Here is a 26386-nt window from a genome sequence, read left to right on the forward strand (position 1 = left end):
ACCCCGGCAAACCCAAAAACGGCGGCTCCCCGGCCCATTACCCCGCCGCACGGGGGGGTGGGGTAGGCCACAAACCCGCCCCCCGCACCCCCTGTTCCCCTCCCCTCACCGGTCACCTCACTCATTCGGGTGACTATCCGGGTCGATACGTCCGGATCAGGCCACACGGTCGACAGAATCAGACCGGCCTCTCGAGGCCGGTCTGCGCTGTCCGGGCCTATATGGGGGGCCATCGGCATGATCCGCTTCAAGCCTGGGGCTCCCCGCAGGGTGCCACCCCGGTTCCTGTCCTCACGGGTACCCACCCTCGCGGTGCCCACGGCGCTGGGCGCCACCGCGGTCGCCTACCGGCTGACCTGCCCGCTCGCCCACGACGAAGCCCTCGGCGCGCGCCTCGTCAGCAGCGCCGTGATGTGCGCGATCGTCACCGGCCTGGTGATGCACGTCCGGCACCGGCTGCTGCGCGAACTGCGGCTGGCCCGCCGGGCCGCGGAGGCCGCGCAGAGCGCGCTGCTGCGGCCGCCGCCCCCGCGGGTCGACGGCCTGGCCGCCGCCGCGGTCCACCTCTCCGCCGACCCCGGGGCCCGGATCGGCGGCGACCTGTACGAGGTGGTCGCCACCGAGCACGGCGTACGGGCCGTCATCGGTGACGTCCGCGGCCACGGACTCGGAGCCGTGACGACCGTCGCCGCCGTCCTCGGCAGCTTCCGCGAGGCCGCCCACGACGAGGCCGAACTGGCCGGTGTGCTGCGCCGGCTGGAGCGGGCGATGGCCCGGCACCTGCGGGAGCGCGCCCACGGCGGGCACGATCCGACGGGCGTCGCCGCCCAGGACGGTCCACTCGGCGAGGAGTTCGTCACCGTCCTGCTGCTGGAGATCCTCCCGGACGGGGGCGTACGGGCCCTGAACTGCGGCCACCCCTGGCCGTATCTGCTGACCGGCGCACGGGCCGAACCGCTCGCCCGTACCGATCCGCTCCCGCCGCTCGGCCCGTTCCCGCTGCCGCCCGAACTCCCCGCCGTGTCCTGCGGACCCCTGCTGCCCGGCGACGCGCTCGTCCTGCACACGGACGGAGCCGAGGAGGCACGGGACGCCGAGGGCCGGTTCTTCCCGCTGCGGGACGTCCTCACCCAGGCCGCGCGTGAACACCCGCTCACACCCCGGTCCGTGCTGTGCACGGTCCTCACGGCGCTGCTGCGGCACACCGCCGGCCCGCCGAAGGACGACGTGGCCCTGCTGGTCCTGAGGAACGAGCGGCACGGGGGAGGAGGCGTCCCCACAGAACTACGCACCACCATGCGGCAGACCACCACGCACCCGCACCCGACGACTCGCCTCCAGTCCCCGGCGTGACCGGCGGCGCCACGCCGTCCGTCCCGCCACGGAGTGTCGGGCAGGCAGCAGGGCGGACGGCGTGGAGACGGGCCGCCGCACTGTACGAGGGGGAGCCGACGGCCCGGCCGGCCTCTTTCGAGGCAGTTCAGTCAACCGGCCGGACACGTTCGGCGACAGCGCGCGCACACTGCGGATTCGAGCACTCCGTTCACACCCCGTGTGAACGTACAGCCACTACTCTGTCCGGCACCGAGCCACCGGGGGCCCGAATGCAGCCCAATTCTCTGCTCGACGCGATCCTGGACGAGGCCGGGGTCTCGCACGCGGGCCTGGCCGCGCACGTCAACCAGGCCGGACGGGCACGCGGCCTGTCGCTCCGCTACGAGCACACCGCCGTGGCGCGCTGGCTGAAGGGACAGCGGCCCCGGGGACAGGTGCCCGACCTGATCTGCGAGGTGCTCGCCGCCCGGCTGCACCGCCAGGTCACCCTCGACGACATCGGCCTCGGCGTGCCCGGCGGACCCTCCGCCCCGCACACCGGCTCGCTCTGCGGGTTCGTCGAGCGGGCCACCGCGCTGTGGCGCTCCGACCAGCAGCGGCGCCCGCACGTACTCGGCGCCCCCGCCGTCACCGGCACGCCCGCCGTCATGCCCGTATGGGAGTGGGAGAACCCGCCCGAGGACGTGGACGTCTCCCGCGGCGGCCGGCACCGGGTCACCCCCGGCGACCTCGACATGCTGCGCGCCGCCCGCACCCACTACGAGCAGATGTACCGCAAGGCGGGCGGCGTCGCGACCCGCGCCCGGATCGTCGGCTTCCTCGACGCCGAGGCCGCCCCGCTGCTGCGCGGCCGCTACACCGACGCCACCGGCCGCCAGCTGCACCGGGCCACCGGCGGCCTGGTGGCGGTCGCCGGCATCTGCGCGTACGACTCCGACGCGCACGGCCTCGCCCAGCGCTACTTCCACCAGGCGCTGCGACTGGCGAAGGCCAGCGGGGACCGGGGACTCGGCGCCTATGTGATCGCGCTGCTCGTCAACCAGTCGCTGTACATGCGGGAGTACCGGCAGGCCGTCGCCTTCGCGGAGGCCGCGCTGCGCGCCGCCGGCACCGACATCACCCCGGCCCTCGCCTCGGACCTGTACGCGATGCAGGCCAAGGCGTACGCGCACCTCGGTGACGGCAGCAGCGCGCTGTCCCGCATCCGGCGGGCCGAGCGGGCCGCCGAGCGGATCCGGCGCGGAACCGAACCCGACGAGACCGGCTATGTCCAGCCCGGTCTGGTCAACGTCCAGGTGGCGGAGGCGCTGCTCAGCCTCGGCGAGCTGGCGGCGGCCGGGGAGCACGCGGCGGCGGCCGTGGACAACCCCGCGCACGACCGGGGCCGGGTGCACCGGCTGGCCATGCTGAGCACCATCGAACTGCGCCAGGGCAACGCCGACAAGGCGGTGGCCATCGCGGTGCAGATGGCCGAGCAGGCCCGGGGAATGGAGTCGCAGCGACTGCGGGACAGACTGCGCGAGGTGCGCGAGCACCTCGTCCGCAGCGGCTGCGCGGGCACCGCCGAGGCGGCCGAACTCATCGACGGGGCACTGCGCGTACCGCTGTAGCACGGGCCCGGTCCAAGGCCCCCCGTGCCCGGCCGCGCGCCTCCGCCGCGCCCGCCGCTGCGCCACGGGCTGCCTCCCGTGCGCCTGCCTGCCGGACTGCCGCTGCTGCGATATTGCCCCCTACCCGTCGGAAGGTGGCAGAACCGTGCAGTGGGCGAAGCGGAACGAACAGAATGTGTACTCAAATCGCTGGTTCAGCGTCAATCTCGCGGATGTCGAACTGCCGGACGGCCGGCATCTCGACCACTTCCTCATCCGGCTGCGGCCCGTCGCCGTGGCCACGGTGGTCAACGAGGCCAACGAGGTCCTCCTGCTGTGGCGCCACCGCTTCATCACCGACAGCTGGGGATGGGAACTCGCGGCCGGAGTGGTCGAGGACGGCGAGGACGTCGTCCGGGCCGCCGCGCGGGAACTGGAGGAGGAGACCGGCTGGCGGCCGGGACCGCTGCACCACCTCATGACCGTGGAGCCCTCCAACGGCCTCACCGACGCCCGGCACCACGTCTACTGGTCCGACGAGGGCGAGTACGTCGGACACCCCGTGGACGACTTCGAGTCGGACCGCCGGGAGTGGGTGCCCCTGAAAGTGGTCCCCGACCTGGTCGCCGCCGGCGAGGTCCCGGCCGCCGGCATGGCGGCGGCGTTACTCCTGCTGCACCACCTCAGGCTCGGCCAGGACGGCAGGCCCTGAAACGCCGAAGGCCCGGCACCCCGCGGGGTGCCGGGCCCTCACGGAGCTCAGTACGTGTAGAAGCCCGAGCCGCTCTTGCGGCCCAGCCGGCCCGCGTCGACCATGCGCTGGAGCAGCGGGGGAGCGGCGTACAGCGGCTCCTTGTACTCCTCGTACATCGAGTACGCCACCGAGGCCACCGTGTCCAGGCCGATCAGGTCGGACAGCTTCAGCGGGCCCATCGGGTGGGCGCAGCCCATCTCCATGCCGTTGTCGATGTCCTCGCGGCTGGCGATGCCCGACTCGAACATCCGGATCGCGGAGAGCAGGTACGGGATCAGCAGCGCGTTCACCACGAAACCGGAGCGGTCCTGGGCGCGGATCGCGTGCTTGCCCAGCAGCTTCTCGGTGAAGGCCTGGGCGCGGCTCAGCGTGCCCTCGGAGGTGGTGAGCGCCGGGATCAGCTCGACGAGCTTCTGCACCGGGGCCGGGTTGAAGAAGTGGATGCCGATGACGTGGTCGGGCCGCGAGGTGGCGACCGCCAGCTTCACCAGCGGGATGGAGGAGGTGTTGGAGGCCAGGATCGCGTCCGGCCGGGTCACCACCTGGTCCAGGACCTGGAAGATCTCGGTCTTGACCTGCTCGTTCTCGACCACGGCCTCGATCACCAGATCACGGTCGGCGAACTCGCCGAGGTCCGTGGTGAAGCTCAGCCGGGCCTGCGTGGACTCCAGCTCCTCCGCGGAGATCTTGCCGCGCTCGGCCGCCTTCGACAGGGAGTTGAACAGCCGGGTACGGCCGATCTCCAGGGCCTCGCCGGTGGTCTCGGCGACCTTGACGTCCAGTCCGGCACGGGCGCACACCTCGGCGATCCCCGCACCCATCTGACCGCAGCCCACCACTCCGACGCGTTCGATGTCGGTCACATCGGTCCTTTCGCTCCTGCTTATGGCCGTGGCAGGTCGCCGGGTCGCGGGTCCTGCTCCGTCCGTGCACGTTACTCCGAAGTATCGATGATCGATCGCGGGGGTGGGGCATCCTGGGCGCAGGGCCGTGTCCGGCCAGGGGTTCGTCGGTGTTCCGGGGGAGGGCGCGATGGGGCGGGTGCCACGCAGGATGTTCGCGACGGCGGCGCTGGCCGCGCTGGCGACGGTGCCACGGGCGTCCGCCGCGCCGCGGCCACGCGCGGCACCGTCCGCGGCGACCGGTGAGATGCGGGGCATGTGGGTGGCCACCGTCACCAACCGGGACTGGCCCTCCCGGCCGGGGCTGAGCGCCGCGCGGCAGCGCGCCGAGCTGCTCGACCACCTCGACACGGCCGTCCGCAACCGCCTCAACACGGTGATCTTCCAGGTACGGCCCACCGCCGACGCGCTGTGGCCCTCGCCGTACGAGCCGTGGTCGCAGTACCTCACCGGCACCCAGGGCACCCACCCCGGCTGGGACCCGCTCGGCACGGCCGTCGCGGAGGCCCACGCCCGGGGTCTGGAGCTGCACGCCTGGTTCAACCCGTACCGGGTGGCCCTGCACACCGACCCCGCCCGGCTCACCGCCTCCCACCCCGCCCGCCGGAACCCGGGCTGGACCGTCCCGTACGGCGGCAGGCTCTACTACAACCCGGGTCTGCCCGAGGTCCGCGCCTTCGTGCGGGAGGCGATGCTCGACGCGGTGCGCCGCTACCCCGTCGACGCGGTCCACTTCGACGACTACTTCTATCCGTACCCGGTGGCCGGGCAGACCTTCGACGACGACCTCGCCCACGACACCCACGGCGGCGACTTCCCGGACCGGGCGGCCTGGCGGCGGGACAACGTCGACCGGCTGGTGCGCGAGACGGCCGCCCTGATCAAGGAGATCAGGCCCGGCACCCGCTTCGGCATCAGCCCCTTCGGCGTGTGGCGCAACGCCGACGTGGACGAGCGGGGCTCCGACACGCACGCGGGCGTGCAGACGTACGACGACCTGCACGCCGACACCCGCCGGTGGGCGCGGGAGAACTGGATCGACTACATCTGTCCGCAGCTGTACTGGAACATCGGCTTCGCCGCCGCCGACTACGCCGAGCTGCTGTCCTGGTGGGCCGGGGTCGTCCGGGACTCCGGGACGCAGCTGTACGCGGGGGAGGCCCTCTACAAGGCGGGCGACCCGGCCCAGCCCGCGGCCTGGCGGGACCCGGCCGAACTCTCCCGCCACCTCACGCTGGCCGCCGAGCACCCCGAGGTGCGCGGGCACGTCTTCTTCGCCGCCCGCGAGGTGGCGGCCGATCCGGTCGGGGCGATGGCGCGGGTGGTCGCCGACCACTACCGGCGGCCGGCCGCGCCTCCGCGCTGATCGCAGGGGTGTCGTCCGGACCTCGCCGTGCCGGGAGGGGCCCGGCACGCACTCCTCCGGCGCCCCTGCTCGGCTCGACCGCATGGCGCCACCGATCCGAACGACGCCTCCTACCGCTGTCGCGTCGCCCTGTGCCGGATCTCGGTGTCGGGGCCGGGTGAGCACACGCCCTCGTGTCCGTCCTGGAAGCGGACGCGGTAGGGCGGGTTCCCTTCCTGGCCCATCACTTCGACGATCTCTCCGACCTTGTCGTGCTGGCCGACCACCCTGCCGTGCTGGACAAGCTGGTCACCCTCGGTTGCGCGCATCGGGGCCTCCTCTCAACCGCGTGCCCGCTGGGTGACGGCGATGCACACGAGCACAGCCGCGGCCGTCAGCGGGGCGGCCACCGTCAGCTGCTCGCTCAGCAGCAGCACCGACCACACCAGTGTGAGCAGCGGCTGGGCCAGCTGCAACTGGCTGGCCTTGGGGATGCCGATGGCCGCCATGCCCCGGTACCAGACGATCAGCCCGAGGAACTGCGAACCCGCCGCCACCCACAGCAGGCCGGCCACGCTGTGGGCGGTCGGTGTCACCGGCTCGACGGTCAGCGCGACCGCGGCGACGGGCAGGGTGAGCGGCAGGCACAGCATCAGCGCCCAGCCGATCACCTGCCAGCCCGGCATCACCCCGGCCAGCCTGCCGCCCTCGGTGTAGCCGGCCGCGCACACCAGGAGCGCGGCGAAGAGGTACAGGTCGGCCGTGGTCAGAGCGCCGCCGCTCTGCTGCACGGTGAACGCCAGCACCGCCGCCGCGCCCGCGAGGGCCGCCGTCCAGAAGGTGCGTGAGGGGCGGGAGCCGACGCGCAGGGCGGACAGCAGTGCCGTGGTCAGCGGGAGCAGGCCGACCACGACGGCCGCGTGCGCGGTGGTCGAGGTCTGCAGGGCGAGGGTGGTCAGCATCGGGAAGCCGAGCACCACTCCGGCGCCGACCACCGCGAGGCCGGGCCAGTGCTTCCGGTCCGGCGGCGGCACGCGCAGCGCCAGCAGACAGCCGCCGGCGATGAACGCCGCGAGCACACTGCGCACGGCCACCAGCGACCAGGGCCCGAACCCTTCGAGACCCCAGGCGGTGGCCGGGAAGGTGAGGGAGAAGGCGATCACGCCGAGGGCGGCCTGGAGGGTGCCGAAGCCGCGGCGGTCGCGGGGGACGGTGACTGCTATCGGCGATGCGGCAGTAGCGCTACTCTGTGCTCTCATGCATGAGCGTAGCAGTGTCGGTGAACTGGCGGAGCAGCTGCGAAGGGAGCTGAACCGCTACTCTCCCGGTGGAAAACTCCCGTCCAGCCGGGCCCTGGTGGAGCGGTACCGGGTGAGTCCGGTGACCGTCTCCCGGGCGCTGGCACAGCTCGCCGCCGAGGGACTGGTGGTCACCCGGCCCGGCGCCGGCGCCTTCCGCGCACAGCCCCGGGCCACGGCCGCGCCCGCCGGGGACACCTCCTGGCAGGAGGTCGCCCTCAGCGCCGACGGCGCCGCCGACCTCGTACCGCGCTCGGTGGACGCCTCCGGGGTGCTGGTCTCGCTGGCGGCGCCACCGCCCGGCGTGATCGAGTTCAACGGCGGCTATCTGCACCCCTCCCTGCAACCGGAGCGGGCCATGGCGGCGGCACTGTCCCGCGCCGGACGCAGACCGGGCGCCTGGGGACGGCCGCCCATGGAAGGGCTGCCCGAGCTGCGCGAGTGGTTCGCGCGCAGCATCGGCGGGCCGGTGACGGCGGCGGGCGTGCTGGTCACCTCGGGCGGGCAGTCCGCGCTGACCACCGCCCTGCGCGCACTCGCCCCGCCGGGCGCCCCCGTCCTCGTCGAGTCGCCCACCTATCCCGGCATGCTCGCCATCGCCCGCGCCGCCGGACTGCGTCCCGTGCCCGTTCCGGTGGACGCGGACGGCGTACGGCCCGCACTGCTCGCGGACGCGTTCCGCGCGACCGGCGCCCGCGTCTTCGTCTGCCAGCCGCTGTTCCAGAACCCCACCGGCGCCGTGCTCGCCCCCGGCCGGCGCGGCGAGGTGCTGCGCATCGCCCGCGAGGCGGGCGCCTTCGTGGTCGAGGACGACTTCGTACGGCGGCTGGTGCACGAGGACGCGGGCCCGCTGCCGCGCCCGCTGGCCGCCGACGACCCCGACGGGGTGGTGGTGCACGTCTGCTCGCTGACCAAGGCGACCTCGCCCAGTTTCCGGGTGAGCGCGCTCGCCGCGCACGGCCCGGTCCTGGAACGGCTGCGGGCCATCCAGATCGTCGACACCTTCTTCGTGCCCCGCCCCCTTCAGGAGGCCACGCTGGAACTCGTCGGCTCGCCCGCCTGGCCGCGCCATCTGCGCGCGATCTCGGCCGCGCTGCGGGCCCGCCGGGACGCGATGACCGCCGCGCTCCGCCTCCACCTGCCCGAACTCGCCCTGCCGCACATCCCGTCCGGCGGCTACCACCTGTGGCCGCGGCTGCCCGCCGGCGCGGCGGAGTCCGCCCTGACCGCCGCCGCCCTGCGCGCCGGCGTCGCCGTCACCCCCGGCCGGCCCTACTTCAGCGCCGAACCCCCGGCCGGCCACCTCCGTCTGAGCTTCGCGGCGGTGGCCGGCACCGAGGAGATCACCGAGGGCGTACGGCGTCTGCGCACCGCCTGCGACGAGGTGCTGGGATAAGGGTTCGACGCCGTACGGCCCGACCTGCGAGCATCCGGCCATGACCGACTCCCCGCGCCTGCCCGAAGGCTACGAGATCACCACCGACCCCGCCCGCGTCGACGCCGAGCGCGTGCACCGGTGGCTGTCCACCGACGCGTACTGGGCGCTGGGCCGCTCCCGTGAGAAGCAGGACCGGGCGATCGAGGGCTCGCTCAACTTCGGCGTCCACGACACCCTCTCGGGGGAGCAGGTGGCGTACGCCCGGGTCATCACCGACCGGACGACCTTCGCCTGGCTGTGCGATGTGTACGTGGACCCGTCGGTGCGCGGCAAGGGCGTCGGTACGGCCCTGGTGGCGGCCGTGCGGGAGGAGCTGCGGCCCTGCGGGCTGAAACGGATCATGCTGGCCACGCACGACGCGCACGAGGTCTACGCCAGGCTCGGGTTCCGGCCACTGGAGCGGCCCGACCAGTGGATGGCGCTCGTCGAAGGATGACGGAGTGTTTCGGGGCACTTGTCCGCCCCGTCCTTACCGGCCGGTGAAGCCGGATGCACCTTGAGTGACGGCTCGGTGACACCTCTTGACCCGCGCACCTCGGCGACTCACGATCGCCGCATGGCACTTCGGGTCACGTTCGTCGCCGCCGCGGGGAGCTCCTCGGTGCTCGCCGAACGCTTCGAGGACGACCGGCCGCTGGACCAGGCCGGCTGGAGCGAGGTGCAACGGGTCGCGCACGAGCTGCTGCCGCTCGCCGCGGCCGATCTGCGCTACTGCTCCCCGGCCCCGCGCAGCCGCGCCACCGGGGAGGGTCTCGGATACGCGCCGCTGGTGCAACTCGCCCTGCGCGACTGCGACATGGGCCGCTGGCGGGGGCTGACCCTGGGGGAGGCGATGGCCCGGGAACCGGAGGCCGTGGACGCCTGGCTCGCCGATCCGCGGTCCACCCCGCACGGCGGGGAGTCACTGCTCGACTTCATCGGCCGCGTCGGCGGCTGGCTCGACACCCGGCCGGTCGAGGACGGCTGCCGGGTCGTCGCGGTGGCCGAGCCGTCGGTGATCCGCGCGGCCCTGGTGTACGTGCTCAAGGCCCCGCCGGCCACGTACTGGAACATCGACGTCCGCTCGCTGTCGGCGACCGGTGTCGCCGGCCGGGCGGGCCGCTGGAACCTGCGCCTCGAAGGGGTGTCCGCTCAGCCCACGCGCGCGTAGCCGGTGGTGAGCTCCAGGTCCTTGGCGGGACCGCGCACCCGCCAGACCGTCCGCCAGTGGTCCGCGTCCCGGACGGTGAACTCGCCCCGGTAGAGGTCGGCCGAGCAGGGGTGGTCGGCGACGTGCCGTCCCGAGGTGAGGTCCAGGTCGTGGAAGGGGCGCCCGTCCGCGAATCGTACGTCCGCCGTGCCGCCCGGTCCGGGCAGGAAGCGCAGGGTCCGCTCGGCGGGCCGGGTGACGCCCCGCCAGGTGAAGTCGCCGGACTCGCTCTGCAGCAGACCGCCGCCCTCCAGCGGGCCGAAAACGACCGTCCCCTCGAAGCGGCCCTCCTCGCCGTTCGCCAGATCCCGCACGGTCCGTTCCGCCCGCCAGTGGCCGCTCAGATAGCCCAGTGCGTCGGGCACTGGCCAGAACTCGCCCATCCCGCCTCGCTCCCGCGTGGTGTCCGTTGTCGCACGACCCATTGACGTGCTCCTGTCTCCTCTTTATCTTGCCGTTCGAAGTGCTGACCAATGATCGATATATCGAACACCTCCTAGAGTCACCCACTCCTAGAGAGAGCCGCCGAGTGTCCATGTCACGCACAGCACGCCACCGCGCCCGCCTCAGACTCGGGCTCACCGCCACCGCGCTCCTGACGGCCACCGCCCTCGTCCCGGCCCCCGCACACGCCGAGGCCGCCGCCGACTACACGATCACCGTCGACCCGGAGGCCAAGGGCGCGGAGATCGACGACACGATGTACGGCGTCTTCTTCGAGGACATCAACCGGGCCGCCGACGGCGGTCTGTACGCCGAACTCGTGCAGAACCGGTCCTTCGAGTACTCCACCGCCGACAACGGTTCCTACACACCCCTGACCTCCTGGTCGGTGGGCGGTACGGCCGAGGTGGTGAACGACTCCGGCCGGCTCAACGAGCGCAACCGCAACTACCTCTCCCTGGCGGCCGGTTCGTCGGTCACGAACTCCGGCTACAACACCGGCGTCCGGGTCGAGGAGGGCGAGCGGTACGACTTCTCGGTGTGGGCCCGCGCCGAGGGCGCCACCACCCTCACCGTCACGCTGAAGGACGCCGCCGGTGAGCTCGCGAGGGCCCGCAAGGTGGCCGTCGAGGGCGGCTGGGCGAAGTACGAGGTCACCTTCAAGGCGTCCCGCACCAGCAACCGCGGCCGGCTCGCCGTCGCCACCACGGACGCGGCGGCCCTCGACATGGTGTCGCTCTTCCCGCGCGACACCTACAAGAACCAGTCCAACGGCCTGCGCAAGGACCTCGCCGAGAAGATCGCCGCCCTGGAACCGGGCTTCGTCCGCTTCCCCGGCGGCTGCCTGGTCAACACCGGCTCCATGGAGGACTACAGCGAGGCCTCCGGCTGGCAGCGCAAGCGCTCCTACCAGTGGAAGGACACCGTAGGCCCGGTCGAGGAGCGCGCCACCAACGCCAACTTCTGGGGCTACAACCAGAGTTACGGTCTCGGTTACTACGAGTACTTCCGCTTCGCCGAGGACGTCGGCGCCATGCCGCTGCCCGTCGTCCCCGCCCTGGTCACCGGCTGCGGCCAGAACAAGGCCACCGACGACGAGGCACTGCTGAAGCGGCACATCCAGGACACCCTCGACCTGATCGAGTTCGCCAACGGCCCGGCGAACTCCACCTGGGGCAAGGTGCGCGCCGAGATGGGACACCGGAAGCCCTTCGGCCTCACCCACATCGGGGTCGGCAACGAGGAGAACCTGCCGCGCGAGTTCTTCGCCCGCTTCCAGCGGTTCCGGGCCGCCATCGAGGCGGAGTACCCGGACATCACCGTCGTCTCCAACTCCGGCCCCGACGACTCCGGTACGACCTTCGACACCGCCTGGCAGCTCAACCGCGAGGGCGAGGTCGACATGGTCGACGAGCACTACTACAACAGCCCGCAGTGGTTCCTGCAGAACAACGACCGCTACGACTCCTACGACCGAGGCGGCCCCGAGGTCTTCCTCGGTGAGTACGCCTCCCAGGGCAACGCCTGGAAGAACGGCCTCGCCGAAGCCGCCTTCATGACCGGCCTGGAGCGCAACGCGGACATCGTCAAGCTGGCCTCGTACGCGCCGCTGCTCGCCAACGAGGACTACGTCCAGTGGTCGCCGGACATGATCTGGTTCAACAACCACGCCTCCTGGGGCTCGGCGAACTACGAGGTCCAGAAGCTGTTCATGACCAACGTCGGCGACCGCGTGGTCCCGTCGGAGGCGAGCACCACCCCGGACGTCAGCGGCCCCATCACCGGAGCCGTCGGCCTGTCGACGTGGGCGACGAGCGCGGCGTACGACGACGTGAGGGTGACCTCCGCCGACGGCACGTCGCTGCTGACCGACGACTTCTCCGGTGACGCCTCGCAGTGGACGCACAGCGGTGGCGGAAGCTGGAGCGTCCAGGACGGGCAGTACGTGCAGACCGACGAAGCCGCCGAGAACACCCTGGTCACGGCGGGGGACCCGGCCTGGCAGGACTACGACCTGCATGTGAAGGCCACCAAGAAGGCCGGCAAGGAGGGCTTCCTCGTCGCCTTCGGCGTCAAGGACACCGGCAACTACTACTGGTGGAACCTCGGCGGCTGGAACAATACCCAGTCCGCCGTCGAACAGGCCTCGGACGGCGGCAAGTCGACGCTGATCTCCAAGGCCGGCTCGATCGAGACGGGCCGCGCCTACGACATCGACATCAAGGTGCGGGGTCGCCAGGTGACCCTCTACCTCGACGGACAGGAGTGGGGCAGCTTCACCGACGACAAGCCGGCCGAGCCGTTCCGCCAGGTGGTCACCGAGGACGCCCGCACCGGCGACCTGATCGTCAAGGTCGTCAATGCCCAGCCGTCCGAGGCCCGCACGGCGATCGACCTCGGCGACGCGAGGGTCTCCTCGCGGGCCCGCGTGACCACCCTGGCCGCCGACGCGGACGCGGTCAACACCGAGACGGACGCCCCGGTCGCCCCGGTGACCTCCACCTTCCGGGGTGTGGCGAGCGAGTTCACGTACACCTTCCCGGCGAACTCGGTGACGTTCCTGCGGATCGGGCGGCGGTGACCCCCGGCCCGCCGGGAGACCGGCGGGCTAGGCTCTCGTACTCATGAGCGTCGTGAGGGTCTGGAAGGGGGTGCGGCGGGCCGACAGGTCCGTCGCACCCTTCGTCGTGGCGGGCAACGTCCTGGTGGGCGGCGTGCTCCTGTGGCTGGCGATCGGCGGGATCGGGAACCCCGCCACCCGCGAGGAGGAGACCGCCGCACAGGACCTGGCGCTGCGGATCTTCGGCTGCTGGCTGCTGGGCGGAGTGACGCTGTTCGCCGTGCTCGGCATGGTCCGCTCCCTGCTCGGACACCTCGCCGCCCTGCTCCTCACCCCCCTCGTGATCACCGCCGCCCTGATGGCCCTGGCCTGACCCCCGCCGCCGACGGCCGCGGGATCGTTCCGGGACCGCATTGCATAAACGTGCAAGGAAACGTATAGTCATGCCATCCAGGAGGAGGGTTTTCCATGGTGGTACGTGCGGCGGTGGCCGGAGCGAGCGGGTATGCGGGCGGTGAGCTGCTGCGTCTGCTCCTCGCGCACCCCGAGATCGAGATCGGTGCCCTGACCGGCAACTCCAACGCCGGGCAGCGGCTGGGCGCGCTCCAGCCGCATCTGCTGCCGCTGGCCGACCGCGTACTGGAGCCGACCACGCCCGAGGTGCTCGCCGGGCACGACGTCGTCTTCCTCGCGCTGCCGCACGGCCAGTCCGCCGCCGTCGCCGAGCAACTCGGCGAGGAGGTGCTCGTGGTCGACATGGGCGCCGACTTCCGGCTGCGGGACGCCGCCGACTGGGAGGCGTTCTACGGCTCCCCGCACGCCGGCACCTGGCCCTACGGCCTGCCCGAACTGCCGGGTGCCCGCGCCGCGCTGGAGGGGTCCAAGCGCGTCGCGGTGCCCGGTTGCTACCCGACCGCCGTCTCCCTCGCCCTCTTCCCGGCGTACGCCGCCGGCCTCGCCGAACCCGAGGCGGTGATCGTCGCCGCCTCCGGCACCTCCGGCGCAGGCAAGGCGGCCAAGCCCCACCTGCTGGGCAGCGAGGTCATGGGCTCCATGTCGCCGTACGGCGTGGGCGGCGGGCACCGGCACACCCCCGAGATGATCCAGAACCTCAGTGCGGCGGCGGGCGGGCGGGTCTCCGTCTCCTTCACGCCGACCCTCGCGCCGATGGCCCGCGGCATCCTCGCCACCTGCACCGCGAAGGCGAAGCCCGGCGTCACCGCCGAGTCCGTGCGCGCCGCCTACGAGAAGGCCTTCGCCGACGAGCCCTTCGTCCACCTGCTGCCCGAGGGCCGGTGGCCCGCGACCGCGTCCGTTTACGGTTCCAACGCCGTTCAGATCCAGGTCGCGTACGACACCGCCGCCGGCCGGATCATCGCGATCAGCGCCATCGACAACCTGACCAAGGGCACCGCGGGCGGTGCCCTCCAGAGCATGAACATCGCCCTGGGCCTCGACGAGGCCACCGGGCTGACGACGATCGGAGTTGCGCCGTGAGTGTGACGGCAGCGAAGGGATTCACGGCGGCGGGCATCGCCGCCGGGATCAAGGAGAACGGCAACCCCGACCTGGCCCTCGTGGTCAACAACGGCCCCCGCCGCGCCGCCGCCGGCGTCTTCACCTCCAACCGCGTCAAGGCAGCGCCCGTGCTCTGGTCCGAGCAGGTGCTGAAGAGCGGGCAGTTGTCCGCCGTCGTCCTCAACTCCGGTGGTGCCAACGCCTGTACGGGACCGAAGGGCTTCCAGGACACCCACGCCACCGCCGAGAAGGCGGCCGAGGTGCTCGGCACCGGCGCGGGCGAGATCGCCGTCTGCTCGACGGGACTCATCGGCGTACTGCTCCCCATGGACAAGCTGCTCCCGGGTGTCGAGACCGCCGCCGGCCGGCTCTCCGAGCACGGCGGTGAGAAGGCCGCCATCGCCATCAAGACCACCGACACCGTCCACAAGACCTCCGTCGTCACCAAGGACGGCTGGACCGTCGGCGGCATGGCCAAGGGCGCCGGCATGCTCGCCCCCGGCCTCGCCACCATGCTCGTCGTCCTCACCACCGACGCCGACCTCGGCTCCGACGTGCTCGACAAGGCCCTGCGGGACGCGACCCGGGTCACCTTCGACCGGGTCGACTCCGACGGCTGCATGTCCACCAACGACACCGTGCTGCTGCTCGCCTCCGGTGCCTCCGGGGCCACGCCCGGGTACGAGGAGTTCGCCGAGGCCGTACGGGCCGTCTGCGACGACCTCGGGCAGCAGCTCATCCGCGACGCCGAGGGCGCCAGCAAGGACATCAAGGTCGAGGTGATCAACGCGGCGACCGAGGACGACGCCGTCGAGGTGGGCCGCTCCATCGCCCGCAACAACCTCCTCAAGTGCGCCCTCCACGGAGAGGACCCCAACTGGGGCCGCGTCCTCTCCGCGATCGGCACCACGAAGGCCGCCTTCGAGCCCGACGAACTGAACGTCGCCATCAACGGCGTCTGGGTCTGCAAGAACGGCGGCGTCGGCGAGGACCGCGAACTGGTCGACATGCGCTACCGCGAGGTCCACATCGTCGCCGACCTCGCCGCCGGTGACGCCACCGCCACCATCTGGACCAACGACCTCACCGCCGACTACGTCCACGAGAACAGCGCGTATTCGTCATGACCAGCACCCGCAAACACACCGCGCTGCCCAAGGCCCAGATCCTCATCGAGGCGCTGCCCTGGCTGACCCGCCACCACGGCAGGACGGTCGTCATCAAGTTCGGCGGCAACGCCATGATCGACGAGGACCTGAAAGCCGCCTTCGCCCAGGACGTCGTCTTCCTGCGCCACGCGGGCCTCAAGCCCGTCGTCGTGCACGGCGGCGGCCCCCAGATCAGCCGCGCGCTCGACCGGCACGGCATCGTCAGCGAGTTCAAGGCCGGCCTGCGCGTCACCACCGAGGACGCCATGGACGTCGTACGCATGGTGCTCGCCGGACAGGTGCAGCGCGAGCTGGTCGGGCTGCTCAACCGGCACGGCCCGCTCGCCGTCGGCCTCACCGGCGAGGACGCGCACACCCTCACCGCCACCAAGCACCGGCCCGAGATAGACGGCGAGCTCGTCGACATCGGACGGGTCGGCGAGATCACCGACATCGACACCGGCGCGATCGAGGCCCTGCTCGCCGACGGCCGCATCCCGGTCGTCTCGTCGATCGCCCGCAGCCAGGACGACCACCATGTCTACAACGTCAATGCTGATACGGCGGCTGCGGCACTCGCTGCTGCACTGGGCGCCGAGACCCTCATGGTCCTCACGGACGTCGAAGGACTCTACGAGGACTGGCCGAACAGCGACGAGGTGATCAGCCGCCTCACCGCGTCCCAGCTCGAGAAACTCCTGCCGGAGCTGTCCTCCGGCATGGTGCCGAAGATGGAGGGCTGTCTGCACGCCGTACGCAACGGCGTGACCACCGCCCGCGTCATCGACGGCCGGGTCCAGCACTCGATCCTGCTGGAGATCTTCACGGACGAGGGCATCGGCACGATGGTCGTGCCCGACGAACAGGGGGAGTCGTGACCAACGCAGAACTCACCGCACGGTGGCAGGGCGCGCTGATGAACAACTACGGCACGCCCCGCCTGCCCCTCGTACGCGGCGAGGGCCCGAAGGTCTGGGACGCCGAGGGCACGGAGTACCTCGACTTCGTCGGCGGCATCGCGACCAACGCCCTCGGCCACGCCCACCCGGCGATCGTCGAGGCCGTCAGCCGGCAGATCGGCTCCCTCGGCCACATCTCCAACTTCTTCATGGCCGAGCCGACCGTCGCCCTCGCCGAGCGGCTCCTCCGGCTCTTCGGCCGGGACGGCAGGGTCTTCTTCTGCAACTCCGGCGCCGAGGCCAACGAGGCCGCCTTCAAGATCGGCCGGCTCACCGGGCGGACCCACGTCGTCGCCACCGAGGGCGCCTTCCACGGCCGTACGATGGGCGCCCTCGCGCTCACCGGACAGCCCGGCAAGCGGGAGCCGTTCCAGCCGCTGCCCGCCGACGTCACCCACGTGCCCTTCGGCGACGCGCAGGCACTGGCCGCCGCGGTCACCGAGGAGACGGCCCTGGTGATCATCGAGCCCATCCAGGGCGAACTCGGCGTCGTCGTCCCGCCCGCCGGCTACCTGAAGGCGGCCCGCGCCATCACCGCCGCCACCGGCGCGCTGCTCGTCCTCGACGAGGTGCAGACCGGCATCGGCCGCACCGGGCACTGGTTCGAGTACCAGGCCCACGAGGGCGTCCTGCCGGACGTCGTCACCCTCGCCAAGCAGCTCGGCGGCGGCCTGCCGCTCGGCGCCACCGTCGCCTTCGGCCGCGCGGCCGACCTGCTCCGGCCCGGCCACCACGGTACGACCTTCGGCGGCAACCCGGTCGCCTGCGCCGCCGGACTCGCCGTTCTCGACACCATCGAGGACGAGGGGCTGCTGGAGAACGTCAAGCGGCAGGGCGAGAAACTCCGCGACGGGATCGAGGGGTCCGGCCACGCCTTGATCGACCATGTCCGGGGCTCGGGCCTCCTCCTGGGTATCGTGCTCACCGAGCCGCTCGCGCCCCAGGTGCAACAGGCGGCTCAGGACGCCGGTTTCCTCGTGAACGCGCCCGCCCCCGATGTCGTACGGCTGATGCCGCCGCTGAACCTCGGCGACGACGCGGTGGACGCCTTCCTCGGGGCGCTGCCCGGCATCCTGGACCAGGCCGGTACGGCGGGCGGGGAAGGACGATCCGGAGAATGAGACGACGATGAGCCAGGAGCAGGGGCAGCAGGCCGGGCCCGCCGTGCCGCAGACGCGCACCGCACGCCACCGCCGGATCGTGGACATCCTCAACCGGCAGCCGGTGCGGTCGCAGAGCCAGCTCGCGAAGCTGCTCGCGGACGACGGGCTGAGCGTCACCCAGGCGACGCTGTCGCGGGACCTGGACGAGCTGAACGCGGTGAAGATCCGCAACAACGACGGCGACCTGATCTACGCGGTGCCGAGCGAGGGGGGGTTCCGCACCCCCCGGGCGCCGCTGGGGGAGTCCGCCAAGGAGGAGCGGATGCGGAGGCTGTCGCAGGAGCTGCTGATCTCCGCGGAGGCCTCCGCGAACCTGGTCGTCCTGCGCACCCCGCCCGGTGCGGCCCAGTTCCTGGCCTCGGCCATCGACCAGGCGGAACTCCACGACATCCTCGGCACGATCGCCGGCGACGACACGCTGCTGCTGATCAGCCGGGAACCGACGGGAGGCCAGGCCCTGGCGGACCACTTGCTCCGCCTGGCCCAGAACGGCCACTGATCGCTCCGCGGATTTCCGGTACGTCCCCTGCGGGCCGTACGCGGCCGGTCGCGCAGTTCCCCGCGCCCCCGGAGGAGTTGCGGTACGGCCGGCCGAGTACTCGCGTTCCCGCGGCTGTGGTCTGCCGGCTGCGGGCCGTCCGTGGCCGGTCGCGCAGTTCCCCGCGCCCCCGGGGGAACTGCAGTACTCCCGACCGCGGGGCCCCGCAGCCACGGCCCCGCAGCCTCGGCCACCGCCCCCGCAGCCGCGGGCAGTCGTGCCGCTGGGGCGGCACGGGTGGGCGCGGCGGCACCTCGCGAACGCGGGCGAGTGAAACGTCGGTACCTCAGCCGCAGCACCGCTCACCCCGCAGCACCGCTCACCCCAGCCACCCCGCCAGCCCCCCGGTGCACCGCACCTCGTCGCCCGCCGTGATCAGCAGCGCCTCGACGTCCGGGAGGGACTCCAGCCACCGCAGCCCCTCCCGCGACCCCATCGCGAACGCCGCCGTGGCCCAGCAGTCCGCCCACGTCAGGCGAGGGGCCACGACCGTCACCGCGACCAGGTCGGTCACCGCGGAACGGCCCGTGCGCGGGTCGACGATGTGATCGCCCCGCTCGGCCGTGCCGGACGTCGCCACAGCCAGTTCCGAGGCCCCGGCCGCGGAGACGACGGCGGCGAGACCGCCCGGACGCAACGGGTCCGACACCCCCACCCGCCACGGCCGCCCCGCCCCCGGCGCCCCCAGCAACTGGACGTCCCCGCCCCCGTTGACACTCACCCCCGTCACCCCCGCGGCAGCGAGCCGCCGCGCCGCCCGCTCCGTGGCCCAGCCCTTCACCACGCCCGTCGGATCGAGCCGCCCCCGGTAACGCGGACTGAACCAGCCCTCGCTCACCCGCTCCGCCTCCGCCGCCAGCTCCAGCACCTCGGCGACCTCGGCATCGCACTCCCCGACGCTCAGCTCACCCCGCGCCAGCCGGGAGACCTGGCTGTCGTCGCGGTACGTGCTGAACACCTCGTCGACCCGGTGCAGCCCCGCGACCGCCTCCTGGAGCGCCGCGCGCACCACAGCGGGTTCCCCGCCGCGGACGTCGAGGGAGAAGACGGTCCCCATCGTCTCCTCCGTGTGACGCACCGCGGCGGGAGCCTCGGCCGGCTCGGCCACCGTGTCAGCCACCGGCCTTGTCCAGCGCCGACTGAAGCGACTGTTTGTACCCCGCGCTCGTGTACGTGGCCCCCGACACCGCGTCGATCCCCGCGTCGCCGGCCGCCACCGCCGCCTGGTTGAGCTTCGGCACCGCGTCGGAGTTGACCTGGTCGCTCTGCCCGCCCTCGGGCTTCTGCACCGCCTCCGCCTCGGTGATCCTCCCGCCGCTGACGGTGATCCGCACCTGTACCGGCCCGTACTGCGTCTGCGCCACGTCCCCGGTGACGGTCCGCGCCTGCGCGCTCCCGGCACCGTCCGATCCGGAAGACCCCGAGGACCCCGAGGACCCGGCCGCCCGCGCCTTGTCCAGCGCCGACTGCAACGACTTCCTGTACCCGGAACTCGTATAGGTCGCCCCCGACACCGCGTCGATCTCCGCGCTCTGCGCCGCGACGGCCGCCTGGTTGAGCCTGGGCACGGCGTTGGAGGTGATCCGGTCGCTCTGCCCGCCCTCGGGTGCCTGCACCGCCTCGGCCTTGGTGATCTTCCCGCCGCTCACCGTCAGCCGGACCTGCACCGCGCCGTACTGGGTCCGCGCCGCGTCACCGGTGACGGTGCCGTTCCCGATGGGCTGGGCGGCGCCGCCCTGCGGCGACTGGGCCGCCACGGGCGGGGCCGCGCCGCCGGCCGCGGCGGCCGAGCCGGGATCGGACGCCGGCTTGAGCGACAGCAGCAGCACGATGCCGGACACGGTGGCGGCGGTCGCGAGCACGGCACGCCGGACGGGGTGACTCTTCCTCATCGCTTCTCAAGCTCCTGGTGGCTGTGGATGACCCGGGTGGATGGCCCGTCGCTCACATCTCGAACGACTCGTGATGGATACGGCGCGCGGGGACCCCGGCGCCGCGCAGCGCTTCGTACACCGACTGCGCGAACCCGGGCGGACCGCACATGAACACGTCGTGGCGGTCGACGTCCGGGATCTTCCGCTGCAGGCTCTCCGCCGAGATGTCCGGGCGCTCCCCGTCGGGGCTGTTCACCGCGTACATCAGCCGGGCGCCCCGCTCGTCGGCGATCTTCGCCAGCTCGCCCCACAGCGCCAGGTCCTGTGTGCTGTTGGCCCGGTACAGCAGCGTGATGTCACCGGAGGCGCCGGGCAGCGTCTCGAACAGCGCCCGCATCGGGGTGATCCCCACTCCGCCCGCCACCAGCAGCACCTTGCCACGGCTGCGGCGCTGCGCGGTCAGCGCCCCGTAGGGGCCCTCCGCCCACACCTTCGTGCCGGGCTCCAGCTCGCGCAGCCGTGAGGTGTGGTCGCCGATCGCCTTGACCGTGATCCGCAGCATGTCCGGGCGGGGCGCCGCCGACAGCGAGTACGGGTGGGAGCTGAACCGCATGCCCGGCGCCTTGAACCGCCAGCGGAAGAACTGCCCGGCCTCCGCGCCCATCCGGTGCAGCCTGCGCCCGCCGATCAGCACGGACACGATGCCCGGCGTCTCCTCGACGACCGCCTCGACCCGCATCCGGTGCCGCATGTTCAGCCGTACCGGGGTGATGATCCGGTACCACAGGACCAGCGCGGTCACGATGCCGTACAGCCCGTACCAGAAGGTCTTCGCGGTCGGCTCGACGGCGAACTCGTTGCCGGTGGTGATCTGGTGCCAGAACGTCAGGAAGACCGACGCGTACGTCAGCAGGTGCACGTGGTACCAGCCGTCGTACGGCAGCCGGCGCCGGATCGGGCCGATGGAGAGGAAGGCGATGACGAACAGCAGACCGGTGCCGATGGCGGCCTTGCCCATGTCCGGCAGCGTGTTGATGGAGGTGATGGTCTGCTGCACGATGTCGCCGAGGCTCCTGCCCGCCTGGCGGGCGTAGCCCCACATGATCAGGAAGACGTGCGCGATCACCAGGCTGACGGTGTAGCGGCCGCTCATCGCGTGCCAGCGGGCGACCCGGTCCGAACCCACCCGGCGCTCCAGCGCGGGCACCCGCGCCATCTGGAGCACCACCAGGGCCATCAGATAGCCGGCGAGCAGACCGGTGATCCGGCCCGCGGCGACGATCTTCCCGGTGGTGTCCGCGATGGACGGCGTGTTGGTCCACCACAGCCACAGCACGGCCACCGCGCCCGCGCCGACGGCGAGCAGCAACGGCACGGCGGGGGAGCGGCGCGGACGGATGCGGCGCATCGTCTGGCGGCGGGCGGCACGGCCGCCGGCGAGCGTGGTGGTCACGGTTCCTCCGTGGGGACTTGACCCTTGGCCCACAGATACGTGCCGTCACGCAGGAGTGTTCAGAGGGAATCCCGGTTCAGTGGCGAGTGATCGCCGTGCGCCCGCTCCTGATCCCGATCCCGATGTACGGACCCCGCGCGGAACCGGCCGCCACCCAGCGGCCGTCCTCGCGGTCCCACCAGGTGACCGTGCCGGTCCTGGAGCCGGTGCCCGGTGCCACCGCGGTGATCAGCCGGGTGCCGCCCCCGGTGTCCGCCATCCGGTCCGGCGGCGGCGCGGACGGCCGGCGCCGAGCGGGAGCAGGGACAGGGGGACGAGTACGGCGGCGGGGGCGGCACCCGGGCGCATGGCTCAGACGGTGGAGGGCGGCAGGGGCAACGGCAGCCCGGGGAGTCCGTCCAGGCTGGTCGCGATGTACTCCTTCTTGGTGAAGTACGCGTCGAGCGAGGCGTCGTCCTCCCGCGCGAACCGCTTCGCGTGCAGGTCCCGTTCGCTCTCGTACGCCATGAAGGGCACCCCGTATCCGCAGGTGTCCCGGATCAGTTCGGCCGTCACGACGACGACGGCGCGCAGGCCGTGGAGCGAGGGGTCGATGCCGGGGAAATGGGTGAGCAGTTCCCCGAAGCGGGGGTCGTCCCGGAAGACGGGCTCCCCGCGCCCGTGCACGCGCACGATGTTCGGCGGCCCCTGGAACGCGCACCACATCAGGGTGATCCGGCCGTTCTCCCGCAGATGGGCGATGGTCTCGGCGTTGGAGCCGGCGAAGTCGAGGTAGGCGACGGTGAGCTCGTCGAGGATCGCGAAGGACCCCTTGAGCCCCTTGGGCGAGAGGTTGACCGTGCCGTCGGCGGACAGGGGGGCGGTGGCGGTGAAGAAGACCGGCTGTTCCTCGATGAAGGTGCGGAGGCGGCCGTCTATGCGCTCATAGGTCTTTCCCATGTCCACCGATTATGGGACCAGGTCTTTCGTTTGTCTAAGCAATTGGTGACCGGCCGGGGAAAAACCGTGGCCGCCCCGGCCGGCGCTTGTACGGGGCGGCCACGGCGCCTGTCACCTCACTTGGTGAGTGTGCAGGCGGCCAGGGAGTCCAGCCCGGAGGGGCGTTCGGCGGTGCGGCCGATGGCGGTGGCGATGCGGTTGATGACGGCGACGCGCTTGTCCTCCAGGGGGCCGAGGATGGCGTTCTGGACGAAGTTGGGTCCGCCCTGTCCGACGGTGTCGACGAGGCGCTGGTCGGCTTCGGCGATCTGCTTGTCGAGGTCGTCGAGGTTGCGGTCGACCTCGGCCTGCGCGGAGGCGGGGATGGCGGGCAGTTCGGGGGCCACGTCCGGGCAGGAGACCGTGCCGACGCCGGTGTCGTTCCCGGTCTGGCCGGTGTCCTCCCCGGCGCCCTGACCGGCGTCCTGCCCGCCGTTCTCGGCCGGCGGTGTCGTCGCCTCCTCGCCGGCGCCCGCCTCGTCCTGCCCGGCCTGCCCCTCCGCGTCGAGCGAGCACGGGGCGAGCGCGTCGAGTCCGGAGGGGCGTTCGGCGGTGCGGCCGATGGCGGTGGCGATGCGGTTGATGACGGCGACGCGCTTGTCCTCCAGGGGGCCGAGGATGGCGTTCTGGACGAAGTTGGGTCCGCCCTGTCCGACGGTGTCGACGAGGCGCTGGTCGGCTTCGGCGATCTGCTTGTCGAGGTCGCCGAGGTTGCGGTCGACCTCGGCCTGCGCGGAGGCGGGGATGGCGGGCAGTTCGGGGGCCACGTCCGGGCAGGAGACCGTGCCCGGCCCCGCCAGCGTCCGGACGTCCGCGTCGCCGCCGTCCCCGGACGACTCACCGGCGAGTGCGGAGCCGGCGATCACCGCGCCGGACAGCGCCAGCGCGGCGGCGCCGCCGATGAAGCCGATACGGCGCTTGTTGTACTTCGGAAGGGCCCTGGACATGCGGATGCCTCACTCGGGTCGGGGGTGTCACGGGTGTCTGTCGTGCTGTCTCGATCGGTCCGACGCGGCGCCTGCGTCCGGCGACAAGTACGCGAAAGCGGTTTCCGATGTTCAGCCCGGCCCCGGATTCGCGAGCAGATTGACGATTCATGCGGACTCCTGCATACTCATGCATGTCAGCGAATGCACTGTAAGGAGAAACCCGTGACCGAGCGCGTCGTACTCGCCTACTCGGGCGGTCTGGACACCTCCGTCGCCATCGGCTGGATCGCCGAGGAGACGGGCGCCGAGGTCATCGCCGTTGCGGTCGACGTCGGCCAGGGCGGCGAGGACCTGGACGTCATCCGCAAGCGCGCCATCGCCTGCGGTGCCGTCGAGGCCGAGGTCGCGGACGCCAAGGACGAGTTCGCCGAGGAGTACTGCCTCCCGGCGATCAAGGCCAACGCCCTCTACATGGACCGCTACCCGCTGGTCTCCGCGCTGTCCCGCCCGACGATCGTCAAGCACCTCGTCGCCGCCGCGCAGAAGCACGGCGCCACCACCGTCGCCCACGGCTGCACCGGCAAGGGCAACGACCAGGTCCGCTTCGAGGCCGGCATCGTCGCCCTCGCCCCCGACCTGAAGTGCATCGCCCCGGTCCGCGACTACGCCATGACCCGCGACAAGGCCATCGCCTTCTGCGAGGCCAAGGGCCTGCCGATCGCCACCACCAAGAAGTCCCCGTACTCCATCGACCAGAACGTCTTCGGCCGCGCCGTCGAGACCGGCTTCCTCGAGGACATCTGGAACGCGCCGATCGAGGACGTGTACGAGTACACGCAGAACCCCGCCGTGGCGCGCGAACCCGACGAGGTCGTCATCACCTTCAAGGAAGGTGTGCCGGTCGCCGTCGACGGCAAGCCCGTCACCGTCCTCCAGGCGATCCAGCAGCTCAACGAGCGCGCCGGCGCCCAGGGCATCGGCCGGATCGACATGGTCGAGGACCGCCTCGTCGGCATCAAGTCCCGCGAGGTGTACGAGGCCCCCGGCGCGATCGCCCTGATCACCGCCCACCAGGAGCTGGAGAACGTCACCGTCGAGCGCGAGCTCGCCCGCTACAAGCGGCAGGTCGAGCAGCGCTGGGGCGAACTGGTCTACGACGGCCAGTGGTTCTCCCCGCTCAAGCGCGCCCTGGACGGCTTCATCACCGAGGCGAACCAGCACGTCAACGGTGACATCCGGATGACCCTGCACGGCGGCCGCGCCGTCGTCACCGGCCGGCGCTCGGAGTCGTCGCTGTACGACTTCAACCTGGCCACGTACGACACGGGCGACACGTTCGACCAGGCCGCTGCCAAGGGGTTCATCGACATCTACAGTCTGTCGGCGAAGATCGCCGCGAAGCGGGATCTGGCCTGACCGGTCAGGTTGTCGCTGTGGAAGGGGAACTGCGGGCCCGCTGCGGCTGGTCGCGCAGTTCCCCGCGTCCCTATGGGGCGCGTGGTACATCACCATCTTTGAGGAGCGCAGGCAGTGAGCAGCAACAGCGGTGACGTACGGCTCTGGGGCGGCCGTTTCGCCGACGGTCCCGCCGAGGCCCTGGCGAAGCTGTCCGCGTCCGTCCACTTCGACTGGCGGCTCGCGCCCTACGACATCGCCGGCTCGCGTGCCCACGCCCGCGTGCTGCACACGGCGGGGCTGCTCACCGAGGACGAGCTGACCCGGATGACCGCCGGTCTCGACCAGCTCGAAGCGGACGTCGCGGACGGCTCCTTCACCGGCACCATCGCCGACGAGGACGTGCACACCGCCCTGGAGCGCGGCCTGCTGGAGCGCCTCGGCCCCGACCTCGGCGGCAAGCTGCGCGCCGGCCGGTCCCGCAACGACCAGGTGGCCACCCTCTTCCGCATGTACCTGCGCGACCACGCCCGCATCGTCGGCGGTCTGATCGCCGACCTCCAGGACGCGCTGACCGGCCTCGCCGAGGCCCACCCGGACGTGGCCATGCCCGGCCGCACCCACCTCCAGCACGCCCAGCCGGTGCTCTTCGCCCACCACGTCCTCGCCCACGTCCAGGCGCTGTCCCGGGACGCGGAGCGGCTGCGCCAGTGGGACGAGCGCACGGCGGTGTCGCCGTACGGCTCGGGCGCGCTCGCCGGTTCCTCCCTGGGCCTGGACCCGGAGGCCGTCGCCGCGGACCTCGGTTTCGAGCACGGCAGCGCGGCCAACTCCATCGACGGCACGGCCTCCCGCGACTTCGTCGCCGAGTTCGCCTTCATCACCGCGATGATCGGCGTGAACGTCTCCCGGATCGCCGAGGAGATCATCATCTGGAACACGAAGGAGTTCTCCTTCGTGACCCTGCACGACGCCTTCTCCACCGGCTCGTCGATCATGCCGCAGAAGAAGAACCCGGACATCGCCGAGCTGGCACGCGGCAAGTCGGGCCGCCTCATCGGCAACCTGACCGGCCTGATGGCCACCCTCAAGGCCCTGCCGCTCGCCTACAACCGCGACCTCCAGGAGGACAAGGAGCCGGTCTTCGACTCCATCGACCAGCTGGAGGTCCTGCTCCCCGCCTTCACCGGCATGATGGCCACGCTCACCGTGCACCGCGAGCGCATGGAGGAACTGGCCCCGGCCGGCTTCTCCCTCGCCACCGACATCGCCGAGTGGCTGGTCAAGCAGGGTGTGCCGTTCCGCGTCGCGCACGAGGTGGCCGGCGAGTGCGTCAAGGTCGCCGAGTCCGAGAACAAGGAACTGGACGAACTCACCGACGAACAGTTCGCCAAGATCTCCACCCACCTCACCCCGGACGTCCGCTCGGTCCTCAGCGTCCCCGGCGCCCTCGCCTCCCGCGACGGCAGGGGCGGCACGGCCCCGAGCGCGGTCGCGATCCAGCTGGCAGAGGTGAAGGCGAACGTGGCGGCCCAGCACGAGTGGGCGAACGCAAAGCGGCAGAGCTGATCGGACGC

At 72.0% G+C, this 26386-nt stretch carries 26 protein-coding genes; 16 read left to right on the forward strand and 10 right to left on the reverse strand.

The genetic code is table 11. From position 1 onward, the window contains the following. Window positions 1-237: 237 nt before the first annotated feature. The 3 genes from ACFV5H_RS07180 to ACFV5H_RS07190 all read left to right on the forward strand — a co-directional run bounded on the left by ACFV5H_RS07180 (window position 238) and on the right by ACFV5H_RS07190 (window position 3636). The gene (locus ACFV5H_RS07180; RefSeq protein ID WP_385193253.1) at window positions 238-1353 is read left to right on the forward strand and encodes a PP2C family protein-serine/threonine phosphatase; all 1116 of its coding nucleotides are present in this window, start codon (window positions 238-240) and stop codon (window positions 1351-1353) included. Window positions 1354-1604: 251 nt separating this feature from the next. Further along, window positions 1605-2945, forward strand: a complete 1341-nt coding sequence (locus tag ACFV5H_RS07185) for a transcriptional regulator (RefSeq protein WP_385193255.1) — start codon at window positions 1605-1607, stop codon at window positions 2943-2945. 145 nt (window positions 2946-3090) lie between these two features. Next, window positions 3091-3636, forward strand: coding sequence for an NUDIX hydrolase (locus ACFV5H_RS07190; protein WP_385193257.1), 546 nt, complete (start codon window positions 3091-3093; stop codon window positions 3634-3636). Window positions 3637-3683: 47 nt separating this feature from the next. Here the strand turns inward: ACFV5H_RS07190 and ACFV5H_RS07195 are convergent, their stop codons facing one another. Beyond that, entirely contained in the window at window positions 3684-4541 is an 858-nt protein-coding gene (locus ACFV5H_RS07195; RefSeq protein WP_385049299.1) for a 3-hydroxybutyryl-CoA dehydrogenase, read from the reverse strand. Between the two features lie 190 nt (window positions 4542-4731). On the opposite strand from ACFV5H_RS07195, the gene ACFV5H_RS07200 reads away from it, so the two are divergent. Continuing rightward, window positions 4732-5946, forward strand: a complete 1215-nt coding sequence (locus ACFV5H_RS07200) for a glycoside hydrolase family 10 protein (protein ID WP_385193308.1) — start codon at window positions 4732-4734, stop codon at window positions 5944-5946. A 110-nt stretch (window positions 5947-6056) separates the two neighbouring features. On the opposite strand, the gene ACFV5H_RS07205 is transcribed toward ACFV5H_RS07200, so the two are convergent. Together ACFV5H_RS07205 and ACFV5H_RS07210 are read right to left on the reverse strand one after the other, a co-directional pair. Continuing rightward, window positions 6057-6254, reverse strand: coding sequence for a DUF1918 domain-containing protein (locus ACFV5H_RS07205; protein WP_085575587.1), 198 nt, complete (start codon window positions 6252-6254; stop codon window positions 6057-6059). Window positions 6255-6266: 12 nt separating this feature from the next. After that, complete coding sequence (locus ACFV5H_RS07210) at window positions 6267-7184, reverse strand: DMT family transporter (RefSeq protein ID WP_385193260.1); 918 nt, start codon at window positions 7182-7184, stop codon at window positions 6267-6269. Here ACFV5H_RS07210 and ACFV5H_RS07215 point away from each other — a divergent pair. The 3 genes from ACFV5H_RS07215 (at window position 7183) to ACFV5H_RS07225 (ending at window position 9811) form a co-directional block, all read left to right on the forward strand. Then, window positions 7183-8619, forward strand: coding sequence for a PLP-dependent aminotransferase family protein (locus tag ACFV5H_RS07215; protein ID WP_385193262.1), 1437 nt, complete (start codon window positions 7183-7185; stop codon window positions 8617-8619). The two genes, ACFV5H_RS07210 and ACFV5H_RS07215, sit on opposite strands and share 2 nt — an antisense overlap. Before the next feature lie 40 nt (window positions 8620-8659). Then, entirely contained in the window at window positions 8660-9097 is a 438-nt protein-coding gene (locus tag ACFV5H_RS07220) for a GNAT family N-acetyltransferase (protein ID WP_385193264.1), read from the forward strand. 120 nt (window positions 9098-9217) lie between these two features. Continuing rightward, window positions 9218-9811 carry a histidine phosphatase family protein gene (locus ACFV5H_RS07225; RefSeq protein ID WP_385049288.1) on the forward strand — a complete coding sequence of 198 codons (594 nt, stop codon included), beginning with the start codon at window positions 9218-9220 and terminating at the stop codon, window positions 9809-9811. Here ACFV5H_RS07225 and ACFV5H_RS07230 read toward each other — a convergent pair. Next, the gene (locus ACFV5H_RS07230) at window positions 9793-10233 is read right to left on the reverse strand and encodes a DUF6314 family protein (protein ID WP_385193311.1); all 441 of its coding nucleotides are present in this window, start codon (window positions 10231-10233) and stop codon (window positions 9793-9795) included. The genes ACFV5H_RS07225 and ACFV5H_RS07230 overlap by 19 nt on opposite strands. A 152-nt stretch (window positions 10234-10385) precedes the next feature. Between ACFV5H_RS07230 and ACFV5H_RS07235 the strand changes: the two genes are divergently transcribed. The 7 genes from ACFV5H_RS07235 (at window position 10386) to ACFV5H_RS07265 (ending at window position 18141) form a co-directional block, all read left to right on the forward strand. Further along, entirely contained in the window at window positions 10386-12875 is a 2490-nt protein-coding gene (locus ACFV5H_RS07235; protein WP_385193266.1) for an alpha-L-arabinofuranosidase C-terminal domain-containing protein, read from the forward strand. Window positions 12876-12918: 43 nt separating this feature from the next. Then, entirely contained in the window at window positions 12919-13227 is a 309-nt protein-coding gene (locus ACFV5H_RS07240; protein WP_385049282.1) for a hypothetical protein, read from the forward strand. Between the two features lie 95 nt (window positions 13228-13322). Then, a complete protein-coding gene (gene argC / locus ACFV5H_RS07245) occupies window positions 13323-14351 on the forward strand; it encodes an N-acetyl-gamma-glutamyl-phosphate reductase (RefSeq protein ID WP_385193269.1) in 1029 nt (342 codons plus the stop codon). Then, window positions 14348-15499: a bifunctional glutamate N-acetyltransferase/amino-acid acetyltransferase ArgJ gene (gene argJ / locus ACFV5H_RS07250; RefSeq protein WP_385049276.1), complete on the forward strand. Its 1152-nt coding sequence runs from the start codon at window positions 14348-14350 to the stop codon at window positions 15497-15499. The genes argC and argJ overlap by 4 nt, the downstream gene beginning before the upstream one ends. Beyond that, the gene (gene argB / locus ACFV5H_RS07255; RefSeq protein ID WP_385049274.1) at window positions 15496-16398 is read left to right on the forward strand and encodes an acetylglutamate kinase; all 903 of its coding nucleotides are present in this window, start codon (window positions 15496-15498) and stop codon (window positions 16396-16398) included. Before argJ ends, argB begins: the two co-directional genes overlap by 4 nt. Beyond that, the gene (locus ACFV5H_RS07260; protein ID WP_385193272.1) at window positions 16395-17600 is read left to right on the forward strand and encodes an acetylornithine transaminase; all 1206 of its coding nucleotides are present in this window, start codon (window positions 16395-16397) and stop codon (window positions 17598-17600) included. The genes argB and ACFV5H_RS07260 overlap by 4 nt, the downstream gene beginning before the upstream one ends. A 7-nt stretch (window positions 17601-17607) precedes the next feature. Further along, window positions 17608-18141 (forward strand): arginine repressor, encoded by a 534-nt coding sequence (locus tag ACFV5H_RS07265; RefSeq protein WP_385049268.1) that lies wholly within the window; start codon window positions 17608-17610, stop codon window positions 18139-18141. 358 nt (window positions 18142-18499) lie between these two features. Here ACFV5H_RS07265 and ACFV5H_RS07270 read toward each other — a convergent pair whose 3' ends face one another. From ACFV5H_RS07270 to ACFV5H_RS07295, 6 genes are all read right to left on the reverse strand, one after another. Next, window positions 18500-19237: an FAD:protein FMN transferase gene (locus ACFV5H_RS07270; RefSeq protein ID WP_385049316.1), complete on the reverse strand. Its 738-nt coding sequence runs from the start codon at window positions 19235-19237 to the stop codon at window positions 18500-18502. Between the two features lie 55 nt (window positions 19238-19292). Further along, a complete protein-coding gene (locus tag ACFV5H_RS07275) occupies window positions 19293-20072 on the reverse strand; it encodes an FMN-binding protein (protein WP_385049266.1) in 780 nt (259 codons plus the stop codon). Between the two features lie 52 nt (window positions 20073-20124). Beyond that, the gene (locus ACFV5H_RS07280) at window positions 20125-21507 is read right to left on the reverse strand and encodes a ferric reductase-like transmembrane domain-containing protein (protein WP_385049263.1); all 1383 of its coding nucleotides are present in this window, start codon (window positions 21505-21507) and stop codon (window positions 20125-20127) included. Window positions 21508-21583: 76 nt separating this feature from the next. Then, window positions 21584-21766: a hypothetical protein gene (locus ACFV5H_RS07285; protein WP_385049260.1), complete on the reverse strand. Its 183-nt coding sequence runs from the start codon at window positions 21764-21766 to the stop codon at window positions 21584-21586. A gap of 92 nt (window positions 21767-21858) precedes the next feature. Beyond that, window positions 21859-22446: a pyridoxamine 5'-phosphate oxidase family protein gene (locus ACFV5H_RS07290; RefSeq protein WP_385049257.1), complete on the reverse strand. Its 588-nt coding sequence runs from the start codon at window positions 22444-22446 to the stop codon at window positions 21859-21861. A gap of 116 nt (window positions 22447-22562) precedes the next feature. Beyond that, a complete protein-coding gene (locus ACFV5H_RS07295) occupies window positions 22563-23432 on the reverse strand; it encodes a hypothetical protein (RefSeq protein WP_385193274.1) in 870 nt (289 codons plus the stop codon). Between the two features lie 204 nt (window positions 23433-23636). Here ACFV5H_RS07295 and ACFV5H_RS07300 point away from each other — a divergent pair, with 204 nt between their 5' ends. After that, the gene (locus tag ACFV5H_RS07300; RefSeq protein ID WP_385049252.1) at window positions 23637-24830 is read left to right on the forward strand and encodes an argininosuccinate synthase; all 1194 of its coding nucleotides are present in this window, start codon (window positions 23637-23639) and stop codon (window positions 24828-24830) included. A gap of 114 nt (window positions 24831-24944) precedes the next feature. Beyond that, entirely contained in the window at window positions 24945-26378 is a 1434-nt protein-coding gene (gene argH, locus ACFV5H_RS07305; RefSeq protein ID WP_385049249.1) for an argininosuccinate lyase, read from the forward strand. The last annotated feature ends 8 nt before the right edge of the window (window positions 26379-26386 follow it).

Source organism: Streptomyces sp. NPDC059787 (genome assembly GCF_042732315.1).
Classification (GTDB): domain Bacteria; phylum Actinomycetota; class Actinomycetes; order Streptomycetales; family Streptomycetaceae; genus Streptomyces; species Streptomyces atrovirens.